This window comes from Pseudoalteromonas sp. SG45-1 (assembly GCF_014164135.1).
Lineage (GTDB): Bacteria > Pseudomonadota > Gammaproteobacteria > Enterobacterales > Alteromonadaceae > Pseudoalteromonas > Pseudoalteromonas distincta.
This window is the reverse complement of the sequence record NZ_JACJEP010000005.1, coordinates 122924-135932: the sequence shown is the minus strand read 5'-3', so window position 1 is coordinate 135932 and position 13009 is coordinate 122924. Positions and strand designations below refer to the sequence as shown.

At 38.9% G+C, this 13009-nt stretch carries 11 protein-coding genes; 8 read left to right on the top strand and 3 right to left on the bottom strand.

All coding sequences use genetic code 11. The features are described from left to right. Positions 1-9: 9 nt before the first annotated feature. The 4 genes from H5117_RS06675 to H5117_RS06660 all read left to right on the top strand — a co-directional run bounded on the left by H5117_RS06675 (position 10) and on the right by H5117_RS06660 (position 3072). Positions 10-630, top strand: a complete 621-nt coding sequence (locus H5117_RS06675) for a hypothetical protein (RefSeq protein WP_182736801.1) — start codon at positions 10-12, stop codon at positions 628-630. Further along, a complete protein-coding gene (locus H5117_RS06670; protein ID WP_310737163.1) occupies positions 603-1010 on the top strand; it encodes a sulfotransferase in 408 nt (135 codons plus the stop codon). The genes H5117_RS06675 and H5117_RS06670 overlap by 28 nt, the downstream gene beginning before the upstream one ends. A 326-nt stretch (positions 1011-1336) precedes the next feature. Further along, positions 1337-2044 carry an AraC family transcriptional regulator gene (locus H5117_RS06665; RefSeq protein ID WP_182695406.1) on the top strand — a complete coding sequence of 236 codons (708 nt, stop codon included), beginning with the start codon at positions 1337-1339 and terminating at the stop codon, positions 2042-2044. A 101-nt stretch (positions 2045-2145) separates the two neighbouring features. Beyond that, the gene (locus tag H5117_RS06660) at positions 2146-3072 is read left to right on the top strand and encodes a DMT family transporter (RefSeq protein ID WP_182724055.1); all 927 of its coding nucleotides are present in this window, start codon (positions 2146-2148) and stop codon (positions 3070-3072) included. 362 nt (positions 3073-3434) lie between these two features. On the opposite strand, the gene H5117_RS06655 is transcribed toward H5117_RS06660, so the two are convergent. After that, positions 3435-4412 (bottom strand): helix-turn-helix domain-containing protein, encoded by a 978-nt coding sequence (locus H5117_RS06655; protein ID WP_182695397.1) that lies wholly within the window; start codon positions 4410-4412, stop codon positions 3435-3437. Between the two features lie 1051 nt (positions 4413-5463). Here H5117_RS06655 and H5117_RS06650 point away from each other — a divergent pair. From H5117_RS06650 to H5117_RS06640, 3 genes are read left to right on the top strand one after another with little or no spacing between them, the layout of a single operon-like run. Then, a complete protein-coding gene (locus H5117_RS06650) occupies positions 5464-7317 on the top strand; it encodes a CIA30 family protein (protein WP_182736799.1) in 1854 nt (617 codons plus the stop codon). A 28-nt stretch (positions 7318-7345) separates the two neighbouring features. After that, on the top strand, positions 7346-8386 hold the full coding sequence (locus H5117_RS06645) for a sensor histidine kinase (RefSeq protein ID WP_182736797.1): 1041 nt from the start codon (positions 7346-7348) through the stop codon (positions 8384-8386). Next, entirely contained in the window at positions 8383-9171 is a 789-nt protein-coding gene (locus H5117_RS06640; protein ID WP_182695394.1) for a LytTR family DNA-binding domain-containing protein, read from the top strand. The genes H5117_RS06645 and H5117_RS06640 overlap by 4 nt, the downstream gene beginning before the upstream one ends. A 13-nt stretch (positions 9172-9184) precedes the next feature. Here H5117_RS06640 and H5117_RS06635 read toward each other — a convergent pair whose 3' ends face one another. Then, a complete protein-coding gene (locus H5117_RS06635; protein ID WP_182681542.1) occupies positions 9185-9589 on the bottom strand; it encodes a hypothetical protein in 405 nt (134 codons plus the stop codon). A 268-nt stretch (positions 9590-9857) separates the two neighbouring features. On the opposite strand from H5117_RS06635, the gene uvrA reads away from it, so the two are divergent. Further along, a complete protein-coding gene (gene uvrA, locus H5117_RS06630; RefSeq protein ID WP_182736795.1) occupies positions 9858-12416 on the top strand; it encodes an excinuclease ABC subunit UvrA in 2559 nt (852 codons plus the stop codon). Positions 12417-12468: 52 nt separating this feature from the next. Here the strand turns inward: uvrA and H5117_RS06625 are convergent, their stop codons facing one another. Next, on the bottom strand, positions 12469-12960 hold the full coding sequence (locus tag H5117_RS06625; protein WP_182692473.1) for a DUF2798 domain-containing protein: 492 nt from the start codon (positions 12958-12960) through the stop codon (positions 12469-12471). Positions 12961-13009 lie beyond the last annotated feature (49 nt).

Sequence of the window (13009 nt, the reverse complement as noted above, 5' to 3'; positions counted from 1 at the left end):
GATTAACTCTTGGTGAAATTAAATATGACCTTATTTGTTATGATCTTTTTATTATGCTCGCATGTTAATGCCGCTTCACTCAATGCAGATATTAAGAATAATAAACCCTTAAAAATGCAGATACCCTCTGGTCAAAAGTTGCCTCTAGATTTTGAGCTATTAACTCAAAAAAAGCTTCTTGGCTCACTAAATAAAAACGACAACTGTTCTATCAAAGACGAACATCATAACAATCGATTTGTCTCAGTTTTTAAGCTAAGTTCGGGTGATAAATTGCTTGCATTAGCTTGCAACACTGGAGCATATCAAGACAGTTACTTGACCTATTATGTCAAGACGTTAACTAACATGGCTTACCCCATAACTTGGTCAGAACCTACTTTTATTGATAATAAGTGGGAGCTAAAGCAAACTAATTTAATTACCGGCAGTATTGAAGTTAGTGAAATAGGGAATGAATTAAAGTCTCTGCGCTTATACTCTGCTTTTGGCTCTTGCGGTTATAAGGTCAATTACACCATTTCGTTCCCACAACTGATTAATCTAAAACCTAATTTAATACATGCAGACAACGATTGTGGTAATGCCATTTTAGTTGACGAGTGGCCAGTAATTTCCAATTCAAAATAACATCGCTAGTAATTATATTAAGGTCATATACTAATGTGATAAATGCCCCCAGTATGGGGGATTTATCTTTTTTAAATAGCCGCTTTTATAAACTCATGCAGCACTTTAGCGCCCTGCATAGCAATATAAAATTAGTAAAATACGAAAAACTAGTCGCCCAGCCCGAGCAGCAAATAAAAGAGCTAGTTAGCTTTTGTAATTTAGAATGGCAAGCACAGTGTATAGATTTTCACTTAAACACCGCACCGGTCTCTACCGCCAGTAAAGTACAAGTACGCCAACCACTTAACAATAAAGCAATTGGGCGCTGGAAAGCATTTAAGCCCCATACTGATAAAGCAGTGGAGTACCTTTTAAAACAAGGTATTAGTATTGAGTAAACGCTTTATTTTACCGGTGAGAGACGCCAAATAAGAGGCTTTGTGTACGTGTGTAGGTCGGATAAGCGAAGCGCCATCCGACACAGTAAAATACCTTGCCAATTATTATCAACATTTTATGTTGTGGAGTGGCGGAGAATGCCAACAGCAGATATTACCTTTCAAAGCCTTTAGTGGGACTGCTAAGCCATGTGAACTCACACACCATTGCAGTCATTGAGGTTTAAGTTAAAGAGCCAATAAAACTAACACTTCACTTTGTCATCCATTGCTCTACTATGTATAACCAAAATCAGGATGAAATAAGGCCATACATTTCTGTTATTATGAAAAATCTATTATCCATTCGTTCTTATAGCACAAAACCAACCCGTCACTCACATCACTTTAATCAATTGGTTTTACCTTTACGTGGTGTCATAAATATATGCGTTGGTGATTTCAATGGTAAAGTTGCGCCAAGTGAATGTGTTGTAGTTAAAGCCAATGAAGAGCACTTGTTCACTGCAGATACTGAAGCTAGATTTGTAGTTGTGGACATGAAAAACCTACCCCTAAATATTTCATCTTCTCACTGTATTGTTTTTGCAATTAACTCAGCCCTTAAAAGTTACTTAACCTTTATCGAAAACCAATTAGAAAATAAAGTTAATGCTCAATTAGAACAGGCGATGTTTGAAATGTTCAGTTTACTGCTTGCAGAGCAACCTTTATTGTCAAAAGTAGATAACCGTATTGGTACAGCAATATCCTTCATAGAGCAAAATATTGCAGAGCAACTTCACATTAAACGCCTGGCTGAATCTGCTTTTCTAAGCGAAACGCAGTTTAAGAAACTATTTAAGCAACAAACAAATATGACTGTGATGAAATACGTAACCAAACTTCGTATGGAAAAAGCGCAAGCTTTACTAACACACACAGATTATCCACTATCAATCATTGGTGAAAAAGTAGGCTACAAAGAGCCGTCAGCCTTTAGCCGAAAGTTTTCACAATTCTTTGGCCTACCACCTAATAAATTCAAAAAGTAAACTTAGTCTTTATTGTCAACGATAGCGTCTTAATTGTTAAAAACTCCTTTCATCATTAGCATACAATTTCTGTATTGAAATAATAAAAAACAGGTATCACTATGCAAAGTCATCACGGAAGTTTTAAAGGTGTAATTGCTATCATTATTGCTAGTTTTTTGTGGGGAACAACAGGCACCGCAGCAAGCTATTCCCCTGATGTGAGTTCGTTTGCAATTGGTGCATTCTCTATGGGAATAGGGGGAGTGCTACTTGTTATTACAGCACGAAAAACGTTATTTATAGATTATAAGCTCATGATTTCACAGCCTAAGGTATTACTTTTAGGTGCCGCTTCTGTCGCTATCTATCCATTAGCATTTTATACTTCAATGCGTTTATCAGGTGTTGCAATTGGCACTGTAGTTTCAATTGCTACGGCACCTTTTTTTGCTGCAATCCTTGAAAGCCTAATTAGTAAAAAAAATATATCACTGGAATGGGTACTGAGTTTTGTTATTGGAGCTATAGGTATTACTTTATTAACGTTAGGTAGAGATCAGAGTAATGATCCTTCATACAGTATTAATCAACAGAGCCTGGGTATTCTTTTGGGGTGTATTGCTGGATTAACCTATGCAGGTTATTCATGGGCAGCAAGGAGTTTAATTGAAAGTGGAGTTCATTCGAAATCGTCAATGTCAGGACTGTTTGGTTGTGCTGCTTTATTGTTACTCCCTTCATTATGGTTTACAGGTGATAACTTATTTTCAAGCGCAACCAATGCATTGGTATCTTTGTATATGGCAGTAATTCCAATGTTTTTAGGATACTTATTATTTGGTTTTGGCTTGAATTATATAAATGCAAGTAAAGCGACATTAATTACCTTAATAGAACCATTAGTTGCAACTGTTTTAGCCGTTTTCGTTATTGGTGAAAGGTTTAAGATAATTGGTTGGATAGGTGTGGCTTTGGTATCACTATGCCTATTAATGCAAACCATCAAACCTCAAAAGCAATTAAGAGTACCTATTAAATCTATGTAGCTTAAGAGCATTGACAATGCTTTTAAAAGCTTACCATAGGGTATAATTCATTTATATAAAGTAAAAAACATGAACGCTCGTAACGAACGTTCATAAAATGTAATAACCAAGGAGACGAGTATTGACTTCATACATCATAATTTCTCACAGTCTGCCTCACGCTCACAGCCGAACTTCGCTAAAGTGCCATTTATAGTATTTGAATTTAGGTCTAGATTGATGATCGTAAATGCCAGCATAGCGGTTGTTCAAGTATTTATATTTAGATGACTTATTTGTATCCCCCTAATCTCTGCCATATTAGAAAGTTACTGGTTAAGATTAGGTTTTTGTATCGCTGATAAAGATGCATATCATGTTCATCACTCTTCTTTATCCAGCAACTCCATTAATCCAACCAGTGCAGCGAAAAGTACAGCCCCTACAGGCCAAATTATCCAAGTTACGCCCCAATCCATAGTCCATAAGCTCCAACCAAGAAAGATAGCGATTAGCAAAGGCCAGTAGAATGCAGCGAGTTTTTCAGCACGTTTTACACGTCTACTCTTTACGGTATCTAGAGGCCCATCTTTTAGAATATTGTTATAAGCCTCGTATTTAGCCGCAACAGGAGACACAATGTATATCCCAGCGGCTATGATGAGCATAAGTACAATTAGCATCATTAGAGTTATACTTGGGCCTCTGAAAAGCATACTAGCAAACATAAGAGGTGCAAAACTGATAATGAACATAAATATACCCAACGATAATCTTCGATTATAGGTAGGTCTGAACTTTGTTAATTTTTCATTGAAAACACCATGTACACCATAGGCTAATTCAAATGCTTCATTATCTATTACCGCTATATCGCTTTCATATTGGTTGGCTCTGAGAAAAAAATTTATTCCCATAGAGACCATAACTACAATACACACAACTCCTATCGCTGCTGCGATATTGCCTGTCAGGTTCAATCGATTGGTTTCAGCCATTGCCAAGAAGAAAAACAAAGGTACTACTGAGCATAAACAAAGTATAACTCCTTTAGTGATTAAGGCTGACACTTCCATCTTATTTTCAATATATTTTGCTGCTTGTTCTAAACTAATTTGAATGATATCAGGCTTTTTATTTTCATCATGAGAATCAAAAGCTTCATTCTCATCTCTTAGTAGAAAGTCAGTAGACACGTCAAAAAGCTCCGCCAATATAATTATCCTATTTAAATCAGGTATGCTATTAGTGCTTTCCCACTTAGACACTGACTGCCTAGAAACATTCATCTTTTCAGCCAATTCTTCCTGCGACCAACCAACTTGTTTTCTTAATCTGACAATCTTTTCTGCTAAAATCATAAAGTTCATTCCTTCATTTGTTGTTGAGCGGTAAGCATAGAAAGTCAGGTAGTTGCAGACCAGCAAGTCAAGTTGTTAATTTGTCAACCAGCGGTTGCAATTAGGCTAAACAGCTAAATTTAAACATTTTATTTGGTGCTAGCAAGTTAGTTTTTCATTTTGAGAGTCGAACCAAATTAGACATCCTAAATATAACTAAGCTGTCAATCTATGGCAAAATTTCCCCATCAGGCAGGTCTTCCAGCCCAAAAGCTTTAAAGGTGCCCGTTTGATCCAATTTTGTCACTCGCTTAGGGAAGAGTTTAGTGTTTAATTGCTAAAATCACCTATAGCATAACTAGGGCATCCATAGTTAAACCACCTCAAAAAAAGAATGTTAGTAATGGGTCAATTTTGTTGACTAACGGTTGCTCGATTAAAGTTGTTAATTTACATTATTATTAATAATTTTCAGTAATTTGACATGATTAATTCATTAGAAATCTGTGTAAAAATTAAATGCTAGCGTCTTCTATACTCACAAAGTGATCTTGAAACCGAATTCATTACTGACTGCTTTAGGCTCAAATGAGCATCAAGTGATGGAAGTTCAAAGGCAGCAACGAGCTTACACTAGCCCTCAAACATGCAGTATATATTGGTTTGAATTACCAATAATCTGTTTATTCTTTTACAAAAACTAATGTCAGCTTTCGGCTAATAGTTAGCATTAGTAAAGCAGGTTCGAACGTCAGCTATAGAGAAAAATGGATTCCAATTACAAGATGCTTGAGCGGCTGTTAATCGCTCCTAGCCGCCTTTAAAAGTCATTCAAACAAGATTAAATTTTAAAACCCTGTCTTAAAATAGGCATACCCGCCGAAGGGATCTATCGCTAATTCATAATATTTAGTTCAGTTAGTCTGAGCGCACCACTACGTTTATTTACTTTAGTGTCGGTTCAACGGCAAAAAATGTCGATTCAGATAAACATTAATGAAGCAGGTTAAAAAACTCGCTAAATTCCTTATCAACAAAACGCCAAATACCTATTTTGATAAGGAATATAGTCATGAACATTATTACAAAAACAGTTATAGCACTGAGTTTAACAAGCCACTTTAGTGCGCATGCCATTGACCTGCGAGTCGACAACATTCGTGTATACCAAAGTAATTCGCAAAGCTTTTCTGCGCCGAGTTCGCTTTATATTGACGATGGTAAAATTGTAAACGTTGCTAAAGCGACCGACCCACTACAAAACGCCGATAAAACTATTGATGCCAACAACCAATATGCAATACCTGGTTTAATTGATTTACATGTACATTTGGGTTCATCAGGCAGTAACTTTACTGAGTTTCAGTATTTGCCGGTTAAATCGCACTTTAATTCTAATTTGTATTTAGGCGTAACTAACATTGTTGATTTGTTTTCGTTTGAGCAAACCCTAAACGAAGCCGCTCAATTAGAAGAAGCCCAACTAACCCCTAACCTTTTTTATGCAGGTACATTGTTTACCAACCCTGGCGGGCATGGCACGCAGTTTGGTGGCAACGCTTACGAAATTGCCAAAAATGAAGACATAGCAGCGCTATGGAAAAAACATATAAGCACCCAACCCCATGTAACTAAAGCGGTTATTGAAACCTTTGGCGGTGTGGGTAAATCGTTGACTGATAGCCAATTAAGCGATCTTGGTAAGCGCTCTAAAGCGGCTAATTTACCGTATTTTGTGCATGTTTCTACACTAGATGATGGCAAACGCGCTATTAAGGCCGGTGCAACGGCTTTAGCCCACGGTATTAATAGCGAAGCGATAGATGATGAGTTTATTACGCTAATGAAACAGCATAATGTAACCTACATTCCTACCCTTGCGGTGTACCACAACCATAGCGATGAAAAGCATAACCATACTATTAGCTCACAAAACGAGTTACTAAAAACCATTCCCGAAAAGCTTCAAGAGTGCTTGTTTGAAAATGTGCCTGCGCCTTCAAAATGGAAAGAACACGCATGGAGTGAACGTAAAACCGCTTATGCAAATATTCAAAAGTTACATAAAGCTAATATCACTATAGGCACCGGCTCTGATGCCGGAAACCCATACACAATCCATGGAACAGGGTTACATAACGAGTTAGATGCACTTAAAAAAGCGGGCCTAACTAATGGTGAAATAATTAATGCGGCAACGGTTAACGGCGCACAAGCGATCAATAAAGCAGATAGTATTGGTAAGCTTGCTAAAGGCTTTGAGGCAAGCTTTATACTGCTTAAGCAAAACCCACTTGATGATATAAACCATATTCACACTATCTCAGAGGTTTATAAAGCAGGTATACAAGTAGACCGCCCAGCGCTTATTGCTCAAAACAAAGCCATAAAGCCACAAGGCCCCACTTGTAATGAAGTAATTAAAAGCAGCCAAGCGCAGCATGTTATTGATGATTTTACCGGTGATACACCATGGCAAGCCTTAAGCGACTCGGTAATGGGTGGTCAGTCTGTGGCAACGCTTACCACGCATAAAAATAGCTTAACTATAGATACAACCATTACAAAGCCAACAAGCTTTGGCGCGTGGGCAGGCGCTGAAATAAAATTTACATCACCGGCTGATGCTTCTGCATTTAAAGGCGTGCGCTTAACGTATAAAGGGTCTACCACGCCTTTTGCTTTGTCTGTTTATCATAGTGATGTAAAAGATTGGGATCACTTTAGTGTACTTTTAAAGCCGCGCGATGAATGGACCACGCTTGATATTCCCTTCACTACACTTAAACAATTTGGTTTTGGTAGCCCAGTTACGTGGTCAGCAACAGAATTAACTGGGGTTAACTTAATGTGGCGTAAAATGTCAGGCGCAAGCAATGAGCTATTAAAAAACACATTACAAATCAAAGAGCTAACTTACTTTTGAATGAGTAGCAGTCAAAACACAAAATCATTTGGGTTTTGACTGTTTTTTGTTATGGTTTAATCACTTACAAAAAGAAGCACATACTATGCTCAAACATCCATTTTATAAATACAGCTTTTTTACTCTACTTATTGTAGATATTGCTTATGCCCTTGGGCTAATAATCGCGAACTCCGCCCCCTTTACTACTGGTAGTGCACTCGCTGCAACTGTGTGGTTCGTAACTTTTTACTGGGTTCCTGTTTGGAGTGCGGCAGCAGTTATTTTTTACCTTCGCAATAAACACATTAACAAAATAGCATTTGAATGGTTAATTGCAGTTGTATTTATGGCACTTGGTAATGTGCTTACCGATATATTACTCACACAGCTTTTTGATGGGCATAAATCGATGGGAGTATTTGTTGTATTTAACGGCTTACTTTGGGGATCGTGTATTTACTTTACCAGTATTTTTATTGAAAACAAAAAACGCGCAACATCCGAAAAACACGCACTTAAACAAGCCCAACTTGCTACATTACGATATCAACTAAACCCTCACTTTATGTTTAATAGCTTAAATACAATTTCGGCCTATATTCATACAAACCCTGATTTAGCCGATGAAGTACTGCATGAACTTGCTGATATTTTGAGGTACTCCCTTGATACCGCCGAGCAACAGCAAATACCTTTACAGCAAGAGCTTACAATAATAGAAAAATACTTAAATATTGAAAAAGCACGCTTTGGCGATAAACTTCAGGTTAATTACCATATTCCCAATAGGCTTAAAGACATATCGCTACCACCGCTACTGATTCAGCCAATTATTGAAAACGCCATTAAACACAACGCCAACCAAACTTCGCTAATACTTAATATAACCCTGAGTGAGCTTCCAAACGGCGTTAAAATACAAATTAGCGATAATGGTAAGGGTTTTTCGAGCGATGTAATAAAGCACGGGCATGGCAATGGTGTAGGGATGAAAAACATACTCAAGCGCGTCAAACAACTTGGTAAAAGTAAGGTACTACTTAGCAATAATAATGGTGCAGTGGTTACGTTGGAGCTAGCACTATGAACAGCAAAAACCAGCAACATACTATTACTAAAATGCGCGTATTATTTGCCGATGACGAGCTTCCCGCTCGCGAAAAATTAAGCCATCAATTAAGTTTAATGGGGCATGTTGAATTGGTGGCTATGGCTACAAATGGCAAAGAGGCTATTACATTAATCAATGAGCTGACCCCTGATGTGGTATTACTTGATATTCAAATGCCTGAAATTAACGGCCTTGAGCTTATTGATTTACTTAACTACCAGCCCATTATTATTTACACAACCGCGTATGACCAATTTGCTATTGAAGCTTTTGAGCACGCCTCAACTGACTACTTACTCAAACCTTTTCCTATTGCTAGGCTAAAAAAAGCTCTCGCCAAAGCGCAGCAGCAACTAGAGCAACAACGTGCACATACCCTAGTCAATCACGAACCCAACGAGCAAACGTTTACATTAACCAAAAACACTATAAATAAGCTCATTAGTAAAAACGGTGAGCGGATATTTTTACTCTCCCCTAGTAATATTAAATTTATTAAATCGGAGCAGGGCAATAGTTTGGCGTGGAATGGCGATACATTTCATCATTTAAGCGATACACTTGATCAGCTTGAGCATGCTTTAGCAGCACATAACTTTGTACGAATCCACCGCAGTTATTTGGTTAATATTGACCATATTAAAGAAATACAGCGCTGGTTTAATGGCAAACTTATGGTGATTGTAAATGACGATATTAAATCTGAACTAAGCACCAGCAGAGCCGGCGCAGATAAGTTAAAGCAATTGCTGCATATTTAACTTATCCAATATGCTACTGGTCGTTACTCGAATACACACTTAAAATAGGGAATTTATAATCGGCAAACGATACAGTTACCGATTGTGTTTCGTTGCCTTTAAAACCGAGTTTAAATTCCATTGGCATGAATCGGCTGCCGTCAGCAAAAAGTGCAAGTAAGTGCTCCTCGCCTAATTCTCGATTGCCTGACGATAAGTTAGTAAGTGTTATAACAGCCCAGCGTTCGCCCTCTTCATTGCTCATTAATACATAATTAACGATTTTAAAATCCCCTTTTTTAGGGGTTATGTTGCTATCGTTTGCAAACGATAAGTGCATGCTATTTGGTACTGCACGGTCAACATTTAGCGCGTTGATCGAGTCGGCTTGGGTTGCCCACGAAAGCACCAATAAAATGATCACTAAGGCTTTATTCACTGTTAGTTCCTTTTTATTACCTAGTAAAATACCTAGTAAATTACCTAATAAATTACATAACAATAACTGTTTAAATTATATTCGCATTCCATACCTATTATGTAAACAAACAATCATCACAATTTTATCCAGCGCTTTGGCTGCGCCACTACAGACTAAGCGCTCATTCAGTGTGCTTGCGCTACTTTAAGGTAATAACGAGTGATAAGAGTAAATAATTCAAAGCTAACTTAAAGTAAAAAGCGCGATTAAACAGGAGTATAAACGTATGGCAAGCACACATAAAAACTCAACAACGGATTTATCTGATCCCAGTAATAGCATTCAAGTAAGAGGGGCACGCGTTCACAACTTGAAAAATGTAGACGTTGATTTACCTCGTAACGCATTGGTTGTTTTTACAGGAATATCGGGCTCTGGAAAATCGTCGCTTGCGTTTGGAACGCTGTTTGCTGAGTCGCAGCACCGTTATCTTGATTCAGTATCGCCTTACGCCCGAAGGTTGATAGATCAAGTTGATGAGCCCGATGTTGATTCTATTGAAGGACTACCGCCTGCCGTTGCTTTGCAGCAGCAACGCGGCGCACCGTCGGTTCGCTCATCCGTTGGCAGCATAACAACTATTTCTAACGCGCTACGCATGCTTTACTCACGCGCAGGCGAATACCCCAAAGGGCAAGGCATACTTTACGCCGATGCGTTTTCGCCGAATACGCCACAAGGTGCCTGCCCAGAATGCTCAGGAATAGGCCGAGTGTTTGAAGTAACCGAAAAGCTACTTGTGCCAGATGATACAAAAACTATTCGCCAGCGCGCTATAGCCGCGTGGCCACCAGCATGGCAAGGTAAAAACCTAAGCCGTATACTTACCTCGCTTGGTTATGACATAGACACACCTTGGAACAAACTTTCTAAAAAAGCACGCGATTGGATTTTATTTACCGACGAAACACCTACTGTGCCGGTATACCCAGATTACACCTATGAGCAAACACATAATGCGATAAAAAATAATGAAGATCCAAGCTACATGGGAACTTTTTCAAGCGCTAAACGCTTTGTTTTACAGTCTTTTGCTACTACCCAAAGCCCGCGTACAAAAAAGCGCGTATCGCAGTTTATGCAAATATCGCTGTGCCCTACCTGCCAAGGTAAAAAATTAAAACAAGCGTCGCTAAGTGTTAAATTTGCAGGGCTTGATATTGGCGAGCTATCTCAACTTACATTAAACGAACTTGCTAAAAAATTAAGTAATGCCGCCAACACCAAAATAAATAAAAATACAAAAAATCCAGAGCAAGCCATTGTTACGCAGCGCATTGCCAGCGATATTCTTACCCGTATTGAAGCACTAACCATGCTTGGTTTAGGGTACTTGTCGCTTGAGCGTACAACGCCAACGCTCTCACCCGGAGAACTACAACGATTGCGACTTGCCACACAAATTCGCTCTAAATTATTTGGGGTGGTTTACGTGCTAGATGAACCTTCAGCGGGTTTACACCCTGCCGACACACAAGCACTTTTAAAAGCGCTCGACGAGTTAATAGCGGCTGGCAATTCTGTATTTGTTGTTGAGCACGATGTTAGCGTTGTTAAACATGCCGATTGGATTGTTGATGTAGGCCCTGATGCAGGTGTGCATGGTGGCAACATTATTTACAGCGGCCCTGTTGAAGGGTTAAGTAAAGTAAAAAATTCGCACACTGCCCGCCACCTTTTTGCTAAAAACGCCAGTCAAGAGTCTACTCAAAACAGCGCGCAAAAAAAGGAGCAAAGGCAGCCAAAAGCGTGGTTAAAATTAGCTGATATTGAGCGTAACAATCTTAAAAAACTCAATGCAGAATTTCCACTGGGTGTTATGACAACCGTTACTGGGGTTTCGGGCTCGGGTAAATCAAGCCTAGTAAGCCAAGCGTTAGTAGAACTTGTTTACGAAGCACTTGGGCAAAAAGTAATACCGGAAGCCCCCACCGACGAAGCCGACTTACTCGAACAAGAACTGCAAACACACACCAGCGGAAAAATCATTGAAGGAATAAATAATATAAGCCGCCTGATTACCGTAAATCAAAAAGCGATTGGCCGTACCCCTCGTTCAAACTTAGCTACCTATACGGGTTTATTTGATCATGTGCGTAAACTATTTGCTTCTACCCAAAAAGCGAAAGAGCGCCGTTACGATGCTGGTCGCTTTTCGTTTAATGTTGCTAAAGGTCGCTGTAAAAACTGTGAAGGCGTTGGCTTTGTGAGTATAGAGCTGCTGTTTTTACCTAGCGTTTATTCACCTTGCCAAGTGTGTCATGGCAAACGTTATAACGAGCAAACACTTGAGGTTACATATCGTGATAAGAACATCAGCGATATTCTAAATTTAACGGTTGAATCGGCATATACCTTTTTTGAAAATGAGCCTGCAATACTGCGATCACTCGATGCACTTATGCAAGTTGGTCTTGGGTATTTACGTTTAGGGCAACCTGCCACTGAGCTTTCGGGCGGTGAAGCCCAGCGTATTAAATTAGCAACCGAGCTGCAACGTGCGCAGCGCGGTAACACACTTTATATCCTTGATGAGCCAACTACAGGCCTGCATCCATCCGATGTATCAATGTTAATGGCGCAGCTAAATAAATTAGTAGATGCTGGCAACACCGTTATTATGGTTGAACACGATATGCAAGTAGCCCGCAATAGTGACTGGGTAATTGATGTAGGACCCGGTGCTGGCGAAGAAGGCGGCTTAATTGTAGCGCAAGGGAAACCTACAGAGGTAGCCCAATCTAAAATAAGCCGAACAGCACCTTTTTTGAATCGTGCAACTTAAAGAGCAGGTAAACACTAAATAACAAAAAAGAGCCAATGGCTCTTTTTTGTTATTAGCTTTTTAAAAAGCGTTCTATTTTAGGTTTTACCGTAACCGACATTATCAGCATTATAGTTAAACCTATTGGTAATGCGGCTAATAACCCTTCAGCCCATCCAGTTACAAATACACGCATATCTGCATAGCCAATATTATTAGTAGCGGTAACAAACGCCATAACCGACTCCATGATCAGCGCCATAAAAACACTAATCACTAAATTACGTTTTAGCTCGCTACTACTAGGCAATAACTTATTAACTAGCTTATGCATTAAGGTCATCATTACAAAACCAACAGGCGCCATAACCAATACTGCACTTATAAATGAGGTAAACCAATCTGCATAAAAATGCTCTGTAACACCCACATTCACATAAGTCATAATGCCAGTTAGAGTACCGCCAATTAAGGTAATAATACTTACCATAACCAGTATTTTATAAATTACAGGTGTTTTTTTAGGCTCAACCATTACTGGGTTTGCTGATACGGGTGTACTCATTTTTGGGCATGCCTTAAGCGTTAAATAGATGACAAAATCAACTATAACA

Bases quoted from the DNA above. Each gene is read 5' to 3' on its own strand.
- H5117_RS06660 (WP_182724055.1), top strand. From the start codon at position 2,146: ATGCAAAGTCATCACGGAAGTTTTAAAGGTGTAATTGCTATCATTATT.
- H5117_RS06655 (WP_182695397.1), bottom strand. From the start codon at position 4,412: ATGATTTTAGCAGAAAAGATTGTCAGATTAAGAAAACAAGTTGGTTGG.
- H5117_RS06665 (WP_182695406.1), top strand. From the start codon at position 1,337: ATGAAAAATCTATTATCCATTCGTTCTTATAGCACAAAACCAACCCGT.
- H5117_RS06650 (WP_182736799.1), top strand. From the start codon at position 5,464: ATGAACATTATTACAAAAACAGTTATAGCACTGAGTTTAACAAGCCAC.
- H5117_RS06625 (WP_182692473.1), bottom strand. From the start codon at position 12,960: ATGAGTACACCCGTATCAGCAAACCCAGTAATGGTTGAGCCTAAAAAA.
- H5117_RS06640 (WP_182695394.1), top strand. From the start codon at position 8,383: ATGAACAGCAAAAACCAGCAACATACTATTACTAAAATGCGCGTATTA.
- uvrA (WP_182736795.1), top strand. From the start codon at position 9,858: ATGGCAAGCACACATAAAAACTCAACAACGGATTTATCTGATCCCAGT.